Source organism: Achromobacter sp. 1011791174 (assembly GCF_059760925.1).
Map to the genome: position 1 here is coordinate 1 of NZ_JCBANH010000118.1, position 18,615 is coordinate 18,615.

General features: G+C 68.5%; 17 protein-coding genes. 6 read left to right on the top strand and 11 right to left on the bottom strand.

Going from position 1 to position 18,615, the window contains the following annotated elements; genetic code table 11:
• Positions 1–28: 28 nt before the first annotated feature.
• A complete protein-coding gene (locus tag AC6LJ5_RS27065) occupies positions 29–940 on the bottom strand; it encodes an amino acid ABC transporter substrate-binding protein (RefSeq protein WP_392412702.1) in 912 nt (303 codons plus the stop codon).
• 171 nt (positions 941–1,111) lie between these two features.
• Between AC6LJ5_RS27065 and AC6LJ5_RS27070 the strand changes: the two genes are divergently transcribed.
• A complete protein-coding gene (locus tag AC6LJ5_RS27070) occupies positions 1,112–2,044 on the top strand; it encodes a LysR substrate-binding domain-containing protein (RefSeq protein ID WP_103271844.1) in 933 nt (310 codons plus the stop codon).
• A 60-nt stretch (positions 2,045–2,104) separates the two neighbouring features.
• Here AC6LJ5_RS27070 and AC6LJ5_RS27075 read toward each other — a convergent pair whose 3' ends face one another.
• The gene (locus AC6LJ5_RS27075) at positions 2,105–2,806 is read right to left on the bottom strand and encodes a flavin reductase family protein (protein WP_498142131.1); all 702 of its coding nucleotides are present in this window, start codon (positions 2,804–2,806) and stop codon (positions 2,105–2,107) included.
• 5 nt (positions 2,807–2,811) lie between these two features.
• Positions 2,812–3,294: a VOC family protein gene (locus AC6LJ5_RS27080; RefSeq protein ID WP_103271842.1), complete on the bottom strand. Its 483-nt coding sequence runs from the start codon at positions 3,292–3,294 to the stop codon at positions 2,812–2,814.
• Between the two features lie 154 nt (positions 3,295–3,448).
• Here AC6LJ5_RS27080 and AC6LJ5_RS27085 point away from each other — a divergent pair, with 154 nt between their 5' ends.
• From AC6LJ5_RS27085 to AC6LJ5_RS27095, 3 genes are all read left to right on the top strand, one after another.
• Positions 3,449–4,375 carry a LysR family transcriptional regulator gene (locus AC6LJ5_RS27085; RefSeq protein ID WP_392412706.1) on the top strand — a complete coding sequence of 309 codons (927 nt, stop codon included), beginning with the start codon at positions 3,449–3,451 and terminating at the stop codon, positions 4,373–4,375.
• A gap of 276 nt (positions 4,376–4,651) precedes the next feature.
• A complete protein-coding gene (locus tag AC6LJ5_RS27090; protein WP_103271841.1) occupies positions 4,652–5,497 on the top strand; it encodes an urea carboxylase-associated family protein in 846 nt (281 codons plus the stop codon).
• Between the two features lie 50 nt (positions 5,498–5,547).
• Complete coding sequence (locus AC6LJ5_RS27095; RefSeq protein WP_103271840.1) at positions 5,548–6,243, top strand: GntR family transcriptional regulator; 696 nt, start codon at positions 5,548–5,550, stop codon at positions 6,241–6,243.
• Positions 6,244–6,351: 108 nt separating this feature from the next.
• Here the strand turns inward: AC6LJ5_RS27095 and AC6LJ5_RS27100 are convergent, their stop codons facing one another.
• From AC6LJ5_RS27100 to AC6LJ5_RS27135, 8 genes are all read right to left on the bottom strand, one after another.
• Positions 6,352–6,735, bottom strand: coding sequence for an ectoine synthase (locus AC6LJ5_RS27100; protein WP_103271839.1), 384 nt, complete (start codon positions 6,733–6,735; stop codon positions 6,352–6,354).
• 114 nt (positions 6,736–6,849) lie between these two features.
• A complete protein-coding gene (locus AC6LJ5_RS27105) occupies positions 6,850–8,283 on the bottom strand; it encodes an amidase family protein (RefSeq protein ID WP_498142132.1) in 1,434 nt (477 codons plus the stop codon).
• Positions 8,264–9,763, bottom strand: a complete 1,500-nt coding sequence (locus tag AC6LJ5_RS27110) for an amino acid ABC transporter permease/ATP-binding protein (RefSeq protein WP_498142133.1) — start codon at positions 9,761–9,763, stop codon at positions 8,264–8,266. Before AC6LJ5_RS27110 ends, AC6LJ5_RS27105 begins: the two co-directional genes overlap by 20 nt.
• Before the next feature lie 27 nt (positions 9,764–9,790).
• Positions 9,791–10,636, bottom strand: coding sequence for a transporter substrate-binding domain-containing protein (locus AC6LJ5_RS27115; protein WP_103271837.1), 846 nt, complete (start codon positions 10,634–10,636; stop codon positions 9,791–9,793).
• Positions 10,637–11,053: 417 nt separating this feature from the next.
• A complete protein-coding gene (locus tag AC6LJ5_RS27120; RefSeq protein WP_498142134.1) occupies positions 11,054–12,589 on the bottom strand; it encodes a class I adenylate-forming enzyme family protein in 1,536 nt (511 codons plus the stop codon).
• Positions 12,586–14,346 (bottom strand): ABC transporter permease subunit, encoded by a 1,761-nt coding sequence (locus AC6LJ5_RS27125; protein WP_498142135.1) that lies wholly within the window; start codon positions 14,344–14,346, stop codon positions 12,586–12,588. Before AC6LJ5_RS27125 ends, AC6LJ5_RS27120 begins: the two co-directional genes overlap by 4 nt.
• Positions 14,343–15,407 carry an ABC transporter ATP-binding protein gene (locus AC6LJ5_RS27130; protein WP_498142136.1) on the bottom strand — a complete coding sequence of 355 codons (1,065 nt, stop codon included), beginning with the start codon at positions 15,405–15,407 and terminating at the stop codon, positions 14,343–14,345. The genes AC6LJ5_RS27125 and AC6LJ5_RS27130 overlap by 4 nt, the downstream gene beginning before the upstream one ends.
• Positions 15,408–15,414: 7 nt before the next feature.
• Positions 15,415–16,476, bottom strand: a complete 1,062-nt coding sequence (locus AC6LJ5_RS27135; RefSeq protein WP_498142137.1) for an ABC transporter substrate-binding protein — start codon at positions 16,474–16,476, stop codon at positions 15,415–15,417.
• A gap of 344 nt (positions 16,477–16,820) precedes the next feature.
• On the opposite strand from AC6LJ5_RS27135, the gene AC6LJ5_RS27140 reads away from it, so the two are divergent.
• Positions 16,821–17,621, top strand: coding sequence for an enoyl-CoA hydratase/isomerase family protein (locus AC6LJ5_RS27140; protein ID WP_103271832.1), 801 nt, complete (start codon positions 16,821–16,823; stop codon positions 17,619–17,621).
• Between the two features lie 97 nt (positions 17,622–17,718).
• Complete coding sequence (locus tag AC6LJ5_RS27145) at positions 17,719–18,579, top strand: IclR family transcriptional regulator (RefSeq protein ID WP_103271831.1); 861 nt, start codon at positions 17,719–17,721, stop codon at positions 18,577–18,579.
• Positions 18,580–18,615: the final 36 nt, after the last annotated feature.

An 18,615-nucleotide genomic window follows, 5' to 3' on the forward strand; every position in this document is an offset into this window, starting at 1 on the left:
CGTTGCGGCCGCGCGGCGCCTCAGCCGCTTACTCGTAGGCCTTGGGGTCGCCCGAATCGGTCGGGTTGGCGAGCGCGCGCTTGAAGGCGTCGCTCATGGGGTACTTGAGGTTGATCTGCTTGGGCGGGATCGGCGAATTGAAGTACTTCTCGTACAGCGCCGCGACCTTGCCGTTCTTGATCATGTCCAGCACGGCGCCGTCCACCACCTTCTTGAAGGCCGGGTCGTCCTTGGGCTGCATGATGCCGTAGGGCGCCAGCTCATAGCCCTTGGTGCCGATCACGAAGGCGGAGGGATCCTTGGACGAGGCCACCGAGCCATAGGCCAGGCCGTCGTCGTTCATCGTGCCCGCGACGCGGCCGGATTCGACCATCAGGAAGGTCTCGCCGGTGTCCTTGGCCGGGACGATGGTGATGCCCAGGTTGCCCTGCGCGTTCAATTGGGATGCCAGCTTGAACGTCTGGCCGCCGGCCTGCGCCGCGATCGACTTGCCCTTGAAGGTGGCCAGGTTGTTCGGGTCGACGCCGCCGTCCTTGCGCGCCACCACCACGACCTGGGCCAGGAAGGTGGTCGGGGCGAAGGAGACGAACTTGTGCCGGTCTTCCTTATTGGTGGTGTTGCCGCATTCCAGGTCGATGGTGCCGTTGGCCAGCAGCGGGATCCGGGTGGCCGAGGTGGTCGGGTTGTAGCGCACTTCCAGCTTGGGCAGCTTGAGCGCTTCCTTCACGTACTGGGCGACCTGCTGGCAGATTTCCACCGTGTAGCCGATCGGCTTCTGGTTGCCGTCCAGGTAGGCGAAGGGGACCGAGGTTTCCGGATGGCCCAGCGTGATCACGCCGGTTTCACGGATCTTGTCCAGCCGGCTGGGGCCTTCGGCGTGGGCGGTGGCGGCGGCAGCGGCCGACAGCGCGGCGATGGAGAGCGCGGCAAAAGCTTTCATCTTATTCCCTTGGCGCCGGAGCACCGGCGCTTGCATATGATTCCGATCAGCGGCACCGCACCCGCCGGCAACCGCCTCGTCCCGCGATGAGCCCCGCGGCTGGCGAAAAGTATCAACTAGCGTTATGGTTTTATCCAGTTCCAATCGGGTATTCCTCTATACGGATTTGATATGGCCATTCCACGAATGGGCTTGCGACACATCGAGGCATTCCGAGCCGTCATGATGACCGGCTCCATGACTGCCGCCGCGCGGCGGGTCCACACCTCGCAGCCGCACGTTAGCCGCTTAATCGCGCAATTGGAAGCGATCACCCAGTTTCCCTTGTTCGACCGCAACGGCAGCCGGCTGACGCCGACCCAGGACGGGTCGCGCTTCTTTCAAGAGGTGGAAAAAACCTTCATCGGACTGGCCGGCCTGGAGTCCGCCGCCGCCAGCATCCGCTCGTTCAGCGCCAGCCGCCTGAGCGTGGCGGCCATGCCGCGCCTGGCCGGCGGGCTGCTGGCCCGCATCGTGGCCGCCTTCAAGACCGAGTACCCGGATGTGATGGTGTCCATCCATTCGGGCAGCGCCAGCGCCGTGCACAACTGGATCAGCTCGGGCTTCTGCGACACCGGGCTGGCGATGCTGTCGGGCGAGGCGCCCGGCATCCAGGTCGAACCGGTCATGACCATGAATTGCGTGGCGGTGCTGCCCAAGGGGCACCGGCTGACCAAGCTGAAGAAGCTCAAGCCCGCCGACTTCGCCGGCGAGCCCTTCATTTCCTTTCCCAGCAGCACGCCGCTGCGCGAACGCATCGACGCGGTGTTCAAGGCCGCCAAGGTCGAGCGCCAGACGGTGGCCGAGGCCAGCCTGGGCTCATCGGTCTGCGCACTGGTGGGCGCGGGGCTGGGCGTGGCCCTGATCAACCCGCTGGCCGCCCACGAGGAATACGAGGCCAACGGCGTGGAGGTGCGCCCCTTCACCCCGGCGGTGGCGGTGACGGTGGCGCTGCTCTATCCGCCGTACCATACCCGCACCCGGCTGGTCAGCGTGTTCTCGCGGTATGCGCATCAGCTGATGCACGAGGAAATGGGGGATCTGAAGGCGCGGCCGGGGCGTTGAGCGGGCTGCTGCCGGCGCCGGCCCGCAACACGCGGCCGGCCCGGGATCGAATGCGCGGCCTCAGCCGGCCTCGGACAGCGCCGCCGGTCGCGGCGCCAGCGGATTGTGTTCCAGGTATTCCTCTGCGCGGCCGTCCCGCTTGATCTCGTCCCATTGCTCGCGCGTCAGCTGCGGCATCTGGAAGTCGGCCTGCGGGCGGCAGTACCAGCCCGGATTGTGCAGCCGGGCCAGCAGGTCCATGCGCGAGCCGTCCAGGTACAGGCGTTCCGGGTCGGACACCACATCATCGCGGGCGTGCATGGCGGCCACCTCGGCGATCACCAGGCTGCGTCCGTCGATGCGCAGCAACTGGTGCAGCCGGCATTCGAACGACACCGGCGACTGCGCCACCCGGGGCACCGAGACGCGCTCGCCGGGCGCCAGCAGCAGCCCGGCTTCCTGCGCCTCGTCCACGCCGTGCGGGAAATCCACCGCCGTCACATTCATGCGCGAGGCCAGCGCGGACGACACCAGGTTGACCGTGAATTCGCCGCGTTCCGCGATATTGCGCGCCGTGTCCTTCGGCGCGCCGTCGCGCACGCCGATGCCCACGCAGATCAGCGGCGGATCGCCGGACATCAGGTTGAAGAAGGAGAAGGGCGCCACATTGGTCGTGCCGCGCGCATCGCGCGACACGATCCAGGCGATGGGGCGCGGCACGATGGCCCCGGTCAGCAGCTTGTAGCGCGCCGGCCCCGGCAGCGCTTCCAGATCAATGAACATGTCGATCAGCCCTTGCCCTCGGTCGGCGTGGCGCCGGTGGCGGCCTTGGCGTCGGCGAAGGCGCGGTCGCTGCGCTTGCAGCGGCAACGGCCGATCTGGTGCAGCTCGATCAGGTTGCCGACCGGATCGCGCAGGAACAGCTGCATCAGCTCGGGCGCGGCCACGTTGTCCAGCTTCCAGTAGTCCACGCCCAGGCGCCGCAGCTCCTGCTCGGACGCGGCGATGTCGCGCACCGCCAGCGCCACGTGGTTTTCCACCGGGTCGCGGCCCGGGCCCTGGGAATAAGGCGACGGACCATCGCTGCCCAGCAGATGGATCTGACAGTCATTGCCCATGTCCAGGAAATAGCCCGCGATGCCGGGGATCTGCCAGCGGCCCTGGTCCGTATCCAGGCCCAGCACATCGCCATAGAACGCGCCCATCGCCTCGACCTTGCCCAGGGGCATGCGCACCGCATGATGGTGCAGTTCCAGCACTTCCAGCGCCATATCTCTCTCCTTCCTCTTATAGAGCGGGCGCCCATGCGCCGACCAGGCGCAAATGTTGGGCTCGCATTTGCCTGCGGGGAATGCCGTTCCGGTAAATCGACGATTGCATGAATCGGAACGGTCGTATCCATGCCAGCGCGGTATGCTTGCGCGCATGAAACCGCTGGACCTCAACCTGCTCGTCACCCTGGACGTCCTGATCCAGGAAGGCAGCGTCGTCGGCGCCGCGCGCCGGCTCAACCTCAGCACGCCCGCCATGAGCCGCAGCCTGGCTCGCATTCGCGAAGCGGTGGGCGACCCGGTGCTGGTGCGCTCCGGACGCGGGCTGGCGCCCACGCCGCGCGCGCTGGCCCTGCGCGAACAAGTGCGCAACGTGGTTGAACAGGCACAGGCCGTGCTGGGCGCCTTCGGCCAGGACGTGAACCTGGCCACGCTGGAACGCATCTTCACCCTGCGCGCCAACGATGTCTTCGTCGGCGGCTTCGGCGGCCGGCTGCGCGAGCACCTGCGCCGCTATGCCCCGCGCACCACGCTGCGCTTCGTCTCGGAAGGCGAGCACGATTCGGGCGCGCTGGACGACGACGCCGACCTGTACATCGGCTCCGTGCAGAAGTTCGGCGCCGACATCAAGGTGCAGACGCTGTTCACGACGAACTTCCACGGCCTGGCCCGCAGCGGGCACGCGATCTTCCACGGCGTCGTCACGCCGCGCCGCTTCGCCGCCTACGAACACATCGGCGTGTCGCGGCGCGGCCGCAGCCACGGCCCGATCGACGAGGCGCTGGCCGAGCAGGGGCTGAGCCGCCACGTCGCGCTGATCACGCCCACGTTCTACGCGGCCATCTTCGCGCTGGCCGACTCCGACCTGATCCTGCCCGCCATGCCCGGCCACCTGCTGCCCGGCGTCAAGCGCCTGGGCCTGGACCTGCGCGCCTTCGACGTGCCCATCGACATGCCCGCCGTCACCGTGGTGCAGGCCTGGCCGCCACGGCTGGACAGCGACCCGGCGCACCGCTGGCTGCGGCAGACCATCAAGCAGGTCTGCAGCGACGCCTCAGAAGCGGCGGACGCCGCGCTTTGAAGACGCGTCCGCGAGGCTGACGCCCCTCAGCCTCGGCCGCCTGCCAGGCGCGCTGGCGCCCGCCCCGTCCGCCGCGACGACCGGCCACGGCGCGCGGCCATCACCTTCCCCATTCAAATCGCGCCCGCGAACGCCGCCCGCCGCCACGCGCACGGCTCGAAAACGCCCTTCCGCCGCGCACAAATCCCTCTTCCAACTTCGCGCCGCTCCTGTATACTGCCTCGAAAATTGTTCAACAATCCTGGCCGGCCCGGCCGGGTACACAGGAGGCAGGCCATGTCGAATTACCCCGCCGCATATCAGGTGAGCAAAGGCTCCATCCTGAACGTGGACAAGGCGTTCTACCGTTCCCTGATCGCCGATCCGGCGCAGCGCCAGCTGGTCGAATCGCACGTGGTGCCGATCCGCAGCGGCTTCGCCTGGAAGGTGCCGGCCGGCCACGTGTTCCGTATCGTCACGCTGGAAGGCCCGCAGGTGGCGGACTTCAACATGTGGAACCTGCACAACCCGCGCGAACGCATGTGGGCCTCGCGCACGCGCCAGTTGCAGCAGGCCCACGTCAGCACCCATGACCGCCTCTGGTCGACGCTGCCCTACCTGCGCCCCATGGCCACCATCACCGAGGACACGCTGGCCAGCTACGGCGTCGACAGTGACGGCGGCCGCGTGCACGACCTGCTGGGCACGCGCTGCGACCCCTACGTGAACAAGCTGCTGACCGGCGAGGACTTCCACTTCCACTGCCACTCGAACCTGACGCGCGCGGTGGCGCCGCACGGCCTGACCGAGCTGGACGTGCACGACGTGCTCAACGTGTTCCAGGTCACCGGCCTGAACGACGACGACAAGTACTTCATGAAGGCCTGCCCGGCCCAGCCCGGCGACTACCTGGAGATGTTCGCCGAGATCGACCTGCTGTGCGCGCTGTCCACCTGCCCCGGCGGCGACCTGTCGGTGCCGATGTGGGGCCCCGAGGCGCGCGATCCCATCGACGTGTGCCGGCCGCTGGGCGTCGAGGTCTACGCGCTGGATCCGGCGCTGCTGCAAGGCTGGACATCGCCCGGAGTTTCACCGTATAAGGGCGTCCACGGCCTGCATCCCGAAAAGGTCGAGTGGAAATAACGACAGCGGGCGCCGCGCACAGCGGCGCCCGGCCAGAGGAGCCAAGCAACATGCCTGCCGAACGCGGCCAGCGCCCCAGCGGCGACAGCGGGATCTCGATCGCGGAACGCATCAGCCACCAGCTGCGCGACGACATCATGGGCGGCAAGCTGCCGCCGGGCACGCAGCTGGTCGAAGTCGACCTGGCCGCCGCCTATGGCGCGTCACGCAACACCATCCGCGAAGTGCTGCACCAGCTGGGCCGCGAAGGCCTGGCCACCTTCGTGCGCCACAAGGGCGTGATCGTGCGCCGCATGGAGCGCAAGGACCTGCGCGAGATCTACGCCGCGCGCCGCGCGCTGGAAATGCAGGCCATCAGCGGCGACCTGCCGCTGCAGCCCGCGCTGCTGGACAAGATGCTGACCACCATCGACGCCGCCGACCGCGCGCTGGCCAAGCGCAACTGGCGCAACGTCGGCACCCTGAGCCTGCAGGTGCACCAGCACATCGTGGCGCAGCTGGGCAGCCGGCTGCTGAACGAGTACTTCCTGACGCTCTGTGCGCAGCTGCGCCTGGTGTTCGCGTCCGAGATCGATGAAAGCCTGATCCAGACCGCCGACTGGATCGAGCGCGAGCGCCTGATCCACGGCCTGCTGGTGAAGAACCGCCGCGCCGAGGCCGCCGAGGCCATGGCCGCCTATCTGGACGATTCCGAACGCACCCTGACCGGGGTGCTGACGCGGTTGAAGAACCAGCAGGCGAAGTAGGGCGGGACGGCCTTGACCGCATGACGGTCGCGCCGAAGCTGCCCAACGATTGAACTCAGTGGTCCAAGGACATGGCGGCGCCCCGAGGGGCGCCGTTGTCCATCCTGCTCAGGCTTCGGCGTAGCTGCCGTCGGCGCGATGCGTCTCGGTGCCGCTCAGCGGCGGATTGAACACGCACACCAGCCGCAGGTCGCCCTTGGTGGCGCGCAGCACGTGCTGATCGTTGAGATTCAACGCGTACAGCGTGCCGGGCCGGATCGCGTGGCGCTCGCCGGTGGCCACGTCCAGCACCTCGCCTTCGCCTTCCATGCAGTAGTTGGCCTCGTAGTGGTGCTTGTAGTGCAGATGCAGCTCGGCGCCCTCGAAGACGCGGGTTTCATGCACCGAGTAGCCGATGCCGTCGCGCTTGACGATCATGCGCCGGCTTTCCCAGCCGGGGCCTCGGGCGTGGCGTTCGGTGTCGGTGAGGTCCTGGCTGTGTATGACGATCATGGCGGGTTCCGGGTAAGGGATGGCAGGGAGATGTTCTGGTCGGACATGGACGCACGGCGCGGGACTTGCATGCCGGACCGGTGCCGGGCCGCCGGGCGCTCGCGTCGGGCGGAATCAAGGTCTGTTCAAAACGCGCTCCATCGCCACGGCCAGCTTGAGCACGCGGCGGTCATCGCCGCCGCGCCCCGTCAGCATCAGGCCGATGGGCCGACGCGCGCGCAGGTCGCCGGGCAGCGACACGCTGGGCAGATCGAGACGATTGGCGAATTCGGTCAGGCTGAAGGCGCGCGCATTGGCCTGAAGATAGGCGTCGTCCGCTTCCAGGCCGGCGATGGCCGGCGGCAGCATGGGCACGGTGGGCGTCAGCACGCCCGCCGCCTCGCCCAGCCCCTGCTGGTAGCCCCAGCGCAATTCGCGCAGCCGCGCCAGCGCGCTGGCATAGGCGTGCGCCGGCACCTGCGCGCCCAGCAACATGCGCGGCCCGACGCGCGGATCGTAGTCCTCGCCGCCGCGGGCCAGCCTTTCCCGGTGCAGCATGTAAGCCTCGGCGGCGATGATGCCGCCTTCGCGCGCGGCCTGGGCCGCTTGCGTCAGGCAGGGCAGGGGCTGGCGCCGCAGCGTGAAGCCGGCGGCGCGCAGGCGTTCCGTCCAGGCCTCGAAGGCCTGCCGCACGGGCGCGTCCAAGGCGTCCAGCAGGTCTTCGGGTAGCACCAGCACCGGATAGCCAGCGTCTGCGCGCCACGCGGCGTCGTCTGCACCGGCGCCTGCGGCCTCCGCCACGTCCGTCACGCCCGACGCGTGCCGGTGCGATGTCGGGCGCGCCATGCCATCGTGCTCAGGTTCATCCACCAAGGCGCGATCCACGCGCAGGCAGGCGGCGGCGTCCGGCGCCAGGATGCCCGGCACGTCGAAGCTGGGCGACAGATAGGCCATGCCGGCATCGGGATAGCGTCCACGGCTGGGCTTGAAACCCGCCACGCCGCAGAAGGCCGCCGGGATGCGGGCCGAGCCGCTGGTGTCCGACCCCAGCGCCAGCGTCGCCATGCCCAGCGCCACGGCCACCGCGCCGCCGCTGCTGGAGCCGCCCGCCACGCGCGGCGCGTCGGCCATCAGCGGCGTGAGCGGCGTGCCATGCCAGCGATTCAGGCCCAGCGCGCCATAGGCGAATTCCGTCATGTTGTTTTGCGCCAGCAGGGTCGCGCCGGCATGGCGCAACGCCTGCACGATGGCCGCGTCGCGCAGGGCCGGCGGCTCGGCGGCCAGCACGCGCGCACCCGCGTGCGTGACCCAGCCCGCCACGTCGAAGCAGGCTTTCACGCCCAGCGTCTCGCCGGCCAGGGGCGGCGGCGCGACGCCTGCGCACAGCAAGGCATCGCGCGCCCCGGCCTCGGCCAGCGCCGCATGATCGCGGCGCGCCAGCAGCGCCAGCCGCGCCGCTTCGGGATGCGCGGCCGCGTTCGACAGGGCGCGCGCGACCGAGGCGGCGTGCAGATCGGTCGGCACGGCCCGCGTGCCCGCACAGGGCGAGTCAGCCTGCGACATGGACATGGCTCAGGAAATCCTTGACGCGGGCGTCGTCGCTGGCCAGCACTTCGGCGGGCGGCGCGTCCAGCAGCACGCGGCCGCTTTCCATGAACAGCACGCGGTCCGAGACCTTGAAGGCAAAACTCATTTCGTGCGTGACGATGAGCATGGTCATGCCCTCGCGCGCCAGCGTCTCGACCACCTTCAGCACTTCGGCCACCAGCTCGGGATCGAGCGCCGACGTGGGTTCGTCGAACAGCATGATCGATGGGCGCATCGCCAGCGCGCGGGCGATGGCCACGCGCTGCTGCTGTCCGCCCGACAGCTGGTGCGGATACTTGTGCGCGTGCTCCAGCATGCCGACCTTGTCCAGCAGCGCCAGCGCCTCGCAGCGCAGGTCCGCGAACGCGCCGCGCCGGTGGTACTGCGGCGCCAGCATCACGTTCTGCAGCACGGTCTTGTGCGGGAACAGGTTGAAGCTCTGGAACACCATGCCGATATCCAGGATGCGCGCGCCCGGCGTCGAGCCGCGCGCCGAATCCAGGAAGGGCTGGCCATGCAGCAGCACGCGCCCGCCGTCCAGCGACTCCAGGCCGTTCAGGGTGCGGATCAAGGACGTCTTGCCCGAGCCCGACGGGCCGATGATGCTGATGACCTCGCCCGGCTTGACCACCAGGTCGATGCCCTTGAGCACCTCGTGGTCGCCGAAACGCTTGCGCGCGCCCTGGACCTGCAGGGCCTGTTCCGCGCCTTGCGCCGCCGGCGGCTGGGCGAAGTTGGCGCGCAGCGCGTCGCGCGTGCGCTGATCCAGCGTCAGCGGCCGGGGCGTGCGGCGCAGGATGTTCAGGTGCGATTCGAGCCAGCCCAGCAGCTTGTCGAAGATGGTGACGATCAGCACGTAATAGAACGCCACCGCCAGCATGGTCTCGAACACCAGGAAGTTCTGCGTGTACAGCCGCTGGCCCACCAGCAGGATCTCGGCCAGCGAGATCACCGACACCAGCGAGGTCAGCTTGGCGATTGTGATGAACTCGTTGCTCAGCGCCGGCAGCGCGATGCGCAGCGCCTGCGGGATCACGATCATGCGCTGTATGCCCGCATAGCGGATGCCCAGCGCGCGGCCGGCCTCGATCTGGCCACGCGGCACGCCCAGGATGCCGCCGCGATGAATCTCGGCGATGAAGGCGGTCTCGCTCAGCACCAGCGCCGTGAGCCCGGCGTAGAAAGGATCGGACAGCACCGCGCCCGCCGCGGGGAACACCTGCGGCAGGTTGTAGATGAACACCAGCAGCACCAGCAGCGGCAGGCTGCGGAAGAACCAGATGTACAGTCCCGCCGCCTTGTTCAGCAGCGGATTGCGCGACTGCTTGCCCAGCGCCAGCACGAAGCCCGCGGCCACGCCCACGCACCAGGTGGCGATGCTGAGTTTCACCACCACCCAGCAGGCGCTCCAGAAATCCCGGTCCCACAACAGGCCCAGCGTGTAATCCCAATCGAAATGCATGTCGGCGGCTTCCCTGGCGCTGCGCGCTTACTGCCGCGGGCCGGCCAGCGCGGCCTGCACGTCGGCGTCAGTCGGCGCTTCCAGTCCATAGCGCGACAGCAGGGCGGCGTATTCACCGCTGGCGCGCGCCTCGCCCAGCGCCTTCTTGAGCTGCGCCTGCAATTCCTGCGCGTCCTTGTTGATGCCCAGACCGATCACCACCGGATACAGCAGCGCGGTCGAGCTGACCTTCACCGCGTTCTGCGTCTGCGACAGCATGCTGTGCGCCACGGCGGCGTCTTCCATCATCACGTCGGCCGCCTGCGAGCGCAACGCCATCAGCGCCTCCGGCGCCGTCGGGAATTCCAGCACCTTGATCTCGCCCTGGCCCTTGGTCTGGCAGGTCTCGCGCGAGACCTTCTGCAGCTTGGGCGTCCAGGACGCGCCCTTGATCGAGGCCACGCGCTTGCCGCACAGCGCCTCGGGCCCCTTGGGCGCGTAGGCGCTGTTGGCCAGCACCAGCAGCGAGGAACCGGTCTTCAGGTAAGGCACGTAGTCGATCAGCTTGGCCCGCTCCGGCGTCACGTACAGCGCCGAGGCCACGGTGTCGAAGCGGCGCGCGCGCATGCCCAGGATCAGGTCGGGAAAACGCGTGTCGACGAACACGGGCTGCAACGACAGCTTGCCGGCCAGCAGACGCGAGAAATCGGCGTCGAAGCCGGCGGGCTTGCCCGCGTCCAGGTAGGCATAGGGCGGATAGGTGAGGTCGGAGCCGATGGTCAGGCTGTCGGCCTTGATGGTGGCGGCGGCGTGGGCCCAGGCGGATGCGGCGCAGAGCGCGGCGACGGTGACATAGCGCGCGGCGCGCTTGAACGGACGGAAGGTAACAGGCATGCGTTTCCCCTTGAGGACGTCTCTAGACCCCTGCAAAAGCGTGGTCATATTGGTTTCGCCGGGTGCCGGTCCGACAAGGATTGTTGAACAATTTTCAGCGATTCTGCGACAGGAAGCGGATCGCGGGATATGAGTGTTTTCCCTAGCGGAAATGCGTTGCGGACACGCGTGCCCGGGCGATTCCGCGCGCGATTGCGTGGAAAACGGTACACCGGAAGCATGCAGGAGAATGCAGCGCGCGCGGCGTGGCCGCGCGGGTTTCATGGCGCGCGGACGGCGATGGAAGTATCAGTCTGATCCGAAGCGCCGCGCCAGCGCGCGCGGCCAGGCCTCGGACAATTGCCGTCCGCGCATGCCTGGCACGTCACAATGCAGGAAGCCGGCCGCGATGCGCGCGTCCGGCGCAATCGGCATGCGCTATGCGCGCCGCCACGCCCCCTGTGCGTCGCGCGGCAGCAGATGCTTGCGTATGCGCTCGCTGGGGGTCAGTTCGAAGCCCGGCGTTTGCCGGAAGTAGCGAGGCAACTGATAACTCGCCAGGCGAGGACGCGCCCAATCGACCAGTTCGGCCCACTCGACCGGCGCCCCGTCGATGAATTGCACATAGAGCAAGATTTCCTGCTCGCCCACATCGCCAGCCACGCCCACGGCGGCGCAGGCCTGTATGGCCGGATGATCGATGAATACGCGCTCGACCTCCCAGGCGGACACGTTCTCGCCGCGCACGCGCATGCTGTCGGTGGCGCGGCCGACGAAGAAGTAATCGCCATCGGCGTCCTGCCGCGCCGAATCGCCGGTATGCAGGCGGCCGTCGCGCAACGCGCGCCGGCTCGCCTCGGGATTGTCCAGATAGCCGGGCAGGAACGCGCCTTCGATCTCGCTGGACAGCACGATTTCACCGGCCTCGCCGGGCGCCACCGGCAGGCCATCCTGGCCCAGCAGCTCGAGGCGCAGCCAGGGCAGCGGACGGCCGATGGAACCGGGCTTGCCCGATGCGTTCAAGGTCGCGAAGCTGGCGCATTCCGTCATGCCGTAGCACTCGCGTATCTCGCAGCCCAGGCGCTGGCGGATTGCATCCCAGGAGCGGGCGGCCACGCCCGCGCCCCAGGCGGTCCTGATGTAGCTTTGCGGCGGTTGCGGCGCCTGCGCCAGGATGTCGAGTATGCCGCCCAGGTAATGCAGATGCGTCGCCCCGGCGTCGCGCCATTGCGCCCAGAAGCGCGATGCCGAGAAGCGCTCGACCACGTGCAGCTGCACCGGTTCCAGGAACGGCACCATCAGCATCTGCGCGCCGCCGATGTGGCACAAGGGCTCCCAGACGAACAGCCGGTCGCCGGCCTTGGCGTTGGCCACGCGCAGCGTCGCCTCGCTGGCGATGCGCATCATCCGATGCGTGAACAGCACGCCCTTGGGTGCGCCGGTGGTGCCCGAGGTGTAGATGATGCACAGCGTGTCCGCGTGGCGGATCCGCACGGGCGGCAAGGCGGCCGGCGCGACGTCGGCGCGCGCGGCAACGGCATCGATATCCGTGCCCGACGCCAGCGGCACGCCGTCCTGGCGCGCCTGTTCAATCGCCTCGGCGTATTCGTCCTCGGCCACCAGCAGGCGAGGACCCGCGTGCCGCAGCAGGTATTGCAGGCCGACGGCGCGCAAGCGCGTGTTGACGGGAACCCAGACCAGGCCCGACAGGATCAGGGCATAGATCAGGGCGATATGGCCCGCCGAGTTCGACAGCATGACGGCGACGCGGTCGCCCTGGCGCAAACCCCGACCCGCCAGCCACGCCCGCAGGCGGTCGATGCGCTCGCGCAGCTCGCCGCAGGTGACGGCCTGCCCTTCGAACACAAAGACCACGCGCCCGGGCGCCTGGCGCAGGCCTTGTTCGAGCAGGGGCGCCACATCGATGGCGTCGCCTTCCAGGCGGGGCGGGAAATGCGTGTGCAGCGGATTCATGAATGGTCGTTGCGGGATTTCAGGTATGAGGAAACGGCGATCACCAGGGCCACGACCACCACCAGCGCGGTGGAAACGGCGGCCAGCGTCGGCGTGACGGCGAGCTGGATGTCGTCCCACATCTGCTTGGGCAGCGTGGTGTTCAGGCCGCCGCTGACGAAGATCGCCACGGTCAGGTCGTCGAACGACACGACAAAGGCAAACAGGAACGCCGAGATCAAACTGGGCGCCAGCATCGGCAGCATCACGGTGCGCAGCCTGGCCCAGGGCGAGGCGCCAAGAATCTGCGCGGCGTCGACCAGCCGCCAATCGAAGCGCTTGAATCCGGCTGCCAGCGTCACCACGACGTAGGGCAGGGCCAGGACGGTATGGCCGATCACCAGGCCCGCGTCGGTGCCCGTCAGCCCCAGCCGCGCGAACAGATACAGCAGCCCGATCGCCACCACGATGCGCGGCACGATCAGCGGCGCGATGAACAGGGCGAACAGGGGCTTGGCCCAGCGCGACGACAGGCGCGTCAGGGCATAGGTCGCGCCGAAGCCCAGCGCCAGGGCCAGCGCCGCCGTGCTGAATCCGACGGTGAAGGACCGCAGGAACGCGGCGCGCCAGACCGGCGAGGCCAGGAACGTCTCGAACCATTGCAGGCTGAAGCCTTGCGGCGGCAGGGAGACGAAGCTGCCGCGGGTGAAGGCGATGGGGATGACGATGATCACCGGCAGGACCAGCAGCGCGACCACGCCCAGCGTGTACAGCCTCAGCGGCCGCGCCGCGCGCATCCGCGAGGCCGTCCGCGCCAGCGGATCGGCCAGCCGGCCCAGCGCGATCAGCAGGCCCATCATGCGTCCGGACGCGCCCCGGCGGCGCGGCGCCTCGCCGGCCAGCGAACTCAGGCCCGCCAGCCGGTCGTACACGTAGAACACCACGATCGAGCACAGCAGCAACAGGGCCGACAGAGCGCCCGCCAGCCGCAGGTCGAACAGCTCCAGCACGGATGCGATGACCAGCTGCGCCACCATCGTCTCGCGCGGCGATCCCAGCAGCGCGGGCACGATGAAAAACCCCAGTGTCGTGATGAACACCAACAGCCCGGCCGCCGCGATGCCGGGCGCCGACAGCGGCAGGAAGACCGTGAAGAAGCGCGTGGCCGGCCCCGCGCCCAACGTTTCGGCGGCCTGTCCCAGCGACTGCTGAATGCCCTGCATGATCGGCAGCATCGTCATCACCGCCAGGGGCAGCAAGGCATGCACCATGCCGATCAGCACGCCCGCCAGCGACGGCACGATGCTGGCATCGCCGCCCAGCAGACCGAGCGCGCGCGCCAGCGCAGTCAAGGCCCCGCTCTGCGAGAGCAGCAGCATCCAGGCGTAGGTCTTGACCAGATAGCTGGTCCAGAACGGCAGCATGATCCACAGCAGCCAGCGGTCGCGCGCCCGACCGCCAAGCTGGGCCAGCAGATAGGCCACGGGATAGCCGGCGACGACGCAGATCAGCGCCGTCAGCCCCGAAATCCAGAACGTGGACCACAGAACCTTGGCGTAAACCGGCGACGCGGCGATACGGTTCAGCTGCGCCGCCGTCAGCGCGCCATCGGCGGACACGAAGCCGCCGCGCAGGATCTCCGCCACGGGCACGAGAAAGAACATCGCCAGGAACAGCACGGCGGGCAGGGCCGGCAGCCAGGCGCGCGCCCGCGCGTATCCCGCCGATGGCAGCAGGCGGCTGAGCGCGGGGCGGTCTGTCTTCATGGCGGACCTCATTGCCGCAGCAGCGTCGCGCGCGTCATGTCCCAGTGCACGCCGACCGCCTCGCCCACGCGCGGCGCCACGTTGCGGCCGCAACGCACGCTGACGCGCCTGTCCGCATCCACCGCGACGATGGCGCGGACCTCGGCGCCCAGGAACACCACTTCCGCGACGCTGCCATCGAGCAGGCCCTGGCCTTGCGGCCGCAGCTCGGCCGCCTCGGGCCGCACCAGCAGCCAGGCCTTGCCGTCCCGCATCACGCCCGGCGGCTGCGCCGCGCCTTCCAGCGCGAGCGAGCGGCCGGCGGCATGGAACCTGCGCGCGCCGCCATCCCCGGTTTCGACATGGCCGTCGAGCAGGTTGGAATGGCCGATGAAGCCGGCGGCGAAGCAGGTCGCGGGCCGGTCGTAGAGATCGGATGGCGTGCCGATCTGTTCGATGCGGGCCTGGTTCATCAGGCAGATGCGGTCGGACATGGCCAGGGCTTCGTCCTGGTCGTGCGTGACGTAGATGAAGGTGGCCTGCAATTCCGCATGCAGGTGGCGGATTTCGAGCTGCATGTGTTCGCGCAGCTTCTTGTCCAGCGCGCCCAGCGGCTCGTCCAGCAGGATCACCGACGGGCGATAGACAAAGCAGCGCGCCAGCGCGATGCGCTGCTGCTGCCCGCCGGACAGCTCGCGCGGGTAGCGGTGCGCGTACTCGTCCATCTTGACCATCGCCAGCGCCGCGGCCACGGCGCGCTTGAGCGCGTCGGCCGGCGCCCGCCGCATGCGCAGGCCATAGGCCACGTTTTCCCAGACGGTCATGTGCGGGAACAGCGCATAGTTCTGGAACACCATGCCGATGCCGCGCTTGCCTGGCGGCATCTGCGTGGCGTCGACGCCGTCGAGCAACAGTGTGCCGCTGCTGGGCAGCGTCAGGCCGGAGATCATCTGCAGCAGCGTGGTCTTGCCCGACCCCGACGGGCCGAGCAGCGTCAGGAATTCACCGGCGCGCACCTGCAGATCGGTGGGGGCCAGCGCCACGCTCTCGCCATAGCGCTTGCCCAGGCCGATGGTTTCCAGTTTGTAGCGCATGGAATCCTCAACCCACGATCCAGGCGTTGAAGCGCTCGGTGACGGCCTGGCGATTCGCGGCCCACCACACCGGATCCGGCAGGCCCATCGCCTGCAGGTTCTGCGGCGCGCTGGGCAGGATGGCCGCGCGCTTGGGATCGATCAGCTCGAAGGCCTTGGTGTTGGTCGGCCCGTAGGCCAGCGTGTCCGTGAACGCGGCCTGGCGCGCGCCATCGGCGCAGAAGCGCACGAACTGGCGCGCCATGTCCGCGCGCGGCGTCCCCTTCGGAATGCCCCAGCCCTCGATGGAGTAGATGCCCTGGTTCCAGACGATCTTCACCGGCGCGCCATTGTCGATGGCGGCCTGCGACCGGCCGTTCCAGGTGGCGATCATGTCGACGTCGCCGTTCTGGATGGCCTGCATCGCCTGCGCGCCGGACGTCCACCAGAGATTGATGTGCTTCTTGATGCGGTCCAGGCTGCGGAAGGCCCGCTCCACGTCCAGCGGATACAGCTGCGCCATCGGCACGCCGTCCGCCAGCAGCGCCTGTTCCAGCGTTTCGATCGGGCTGCGGCGCAGCGAGCGGCGCCCGGGAAACTTGGCGACATCCCAGAAATCCGCCCACGAGGCCGGACCTTGCGCGGCGAACTTGTCGGAACGGTAGGCCAGCGCCGCGGCGTAGATGTCCACGCCCATCCAGTGGGCGGTAACGGCCTGCGGAATCAGGCCCGGCACGTCGACGGCCGTGAAGCCGATCGGCTCCAGCAGGCCCTTGGACTCCAGGTACGGAATATCGGCCGACAGGGTCAGCGTGGTGACGTCCCAGATGTAATTGCGGGTCTCGACCAGGGCCGTCAGCTGCGCCACGGGCTGCGCTTCGCGCGCCACGTTGACCACCTTGATGCCGGTGGCCTGCTCGAACGGGTCGTAGAACGCCTTGCGATAGGCCGCGGTGTAGGGGCCGCCCGGATCCGCGACCACGATCTGGCGGGCCTGCGCGTAGGCGGGCAATCCTATGCAGGCGCCTAGGCCTGCTGCGCCCGCGGTCTTGAGGAAACGGCGGCGGCTGGGTTGGGCGGGTTGCTTCACGATGCGCTCTCCTGAACGGGTGGGCGGCAGATCACGGGCGGGTTCGGCCTGAGGCCAAAAACCACTTTAATTATCGAAATGCGATAGCTAAATGGCTAAATAAAATATACGCCCGCGAACTTTCATCGCACAAGGGGGATCTAGGGAAAGCACTGACCCTCATCCGTGAAGACGCCTGCAAGCCAGACTGGCGTTCAATTTTCAACGATTGCCTCTCAACCGAGCGCGAACCACCCGATGGGGCGCCAGCGCTTGCAAATCAAGACACAAGAATTTCCTTGCCATCACTTTTCCCATCTCATATATTGAATTTCGCTTATTCACTATTTCATAGAGATATAACCATGGCATCCACAACGAAATTCATCGAAGTCGAGCGCCACGACGGTGGCGTGGGCCTGATCCGGCTGAACCGCCCGCATAAGCTGAACGCCTGGCACGGCGCCATGCGCGACGAGATCATCGCCACCCTGCAAGCGTTCGACGCCGACGCCGGCATCCGGGCGATGGTCATGACCGGCGCGGGCGAGCGCGCCTTCTCGGCCGGCCAGGACCTGGAGGAAGCGCATGGCTTCGACGTGGCCTCCAGCGCGACCTGGATCCGCTCCTGGGAACACTTCTATTCGGTGCTGCGCGGCCTGACCAAGCCGCTGGTGATGGCCCTGAACGGCACGGCGGCCGGCTCGGCGTTCCAGGTCGCGCTGCTGGGCGACGTGCGGGTCGGCCATCCCGGCGTGCGCATGGGCCAGCCGGAAATCAATGCCGGCATCGCCAGCGTGACGGGGCCATGGATCATGAACCTGATGCTGGGCATGTCCCGCACCATCGAACTGACGCTGACCGGCCGGCTCATGGACGCGGAGGAAGCCTGCCGCCTGGGCCTGATCCACCACCTGGTGGACGCCGCCCAGGTGCTGCCGCGCGCGCTGGAGGTCGCCCGCGAACTCGCCGCCAAGCCGCCGGTGGCGCTGCGCCTGAACAAGCAGCGCTTCCGCGAGATGTCCCAGGCTTCGTTCGAGGACACCATGGAAGCGGCGATCCGGCTGCACAAGGAGTCCTATGCCAGCGGCGAACCGGCACGCATGATGGAAGCCTTCTTCCAGGCCCGGGGCCACGCCGCGCCGGGTCGCGACGCGACAAACTGAGCGCCGGCGGCGCGCGCCGCATGCGCGAAAGCCCGTGGAATCGCCGTATTACACTCACGGCTTATCGCCATGCAGTAGCAACAGCCACACAAACGCCATGAACCCTATCACCCCGACGAAGAAAGCGCGCGGCAGGCCGGCAGCCGATCCGGACGGCAAGGCAGGGCGGGGCAAGGCGGGCAAGGAGCACGCCGCCAACGAGGAATCCACGCTCTTCGTGAACTCGGTGGAAAAGGCCATGCGCGTGCTGGGCGTGTTCAACGCCAAGCGGCGCGAACTGTCGATGACGCAGATCGCCAGCCTCGCGGACCTGGACATGAGCGCCGCCCAGCGCTTCACGCACACGCTCGGCCAGCTGGGCCTGCTGCGCCGCGATCCCGCCACCAAGCTGTACGAGCTGTCGCCGCGCATGCTGGATTTCGCCTACCAGTTCATCGGCGCCAACGAACTCGTGGGGCTGGCCACGCCGTTCCTTCAGCAGCTGGCGGCCGAGACCGAGGAAACCGTCAACCTGACCCTGCTGGACGACACCGAGATCGTGTTCGTGCAGCGCTTCGTCAGCCGCCACGTGCTGACGCCCGAGGTCATCGTCGGCACGCGGCTGCCGGCCTACTGCACCTCCTCTGGCCTGGCCATCCTGAGCGCCTTGCCCGAGGACGAAGCCCGCGCGGTGCTGTCGCGGTCCAACCGGATTACGTACACCCAGTACACCCAGACCGATCCGGACCAGATCATGGAACGGCTGGCGCGCTTTCGCCAGCAGGGCTACGCGCACACCGAGGACGAGATGTACCTGGGCGACATCGCCACCGCCGTCGCCGTGCTGGGCGCCGATGGCCGCCCGCGCGGCGCCATCAACGTCGCGGTGTCGCGCGCGCGCTGGCACGCCCCCGAGGACGAACGGCGCATTTCCGCGCTGCTGATGGCGGCGGGACGCGCGATCTCCAGCCGGGGATGATTCCGTGACGCGCGCGCGGGCCGGCCCGCGCTAGCG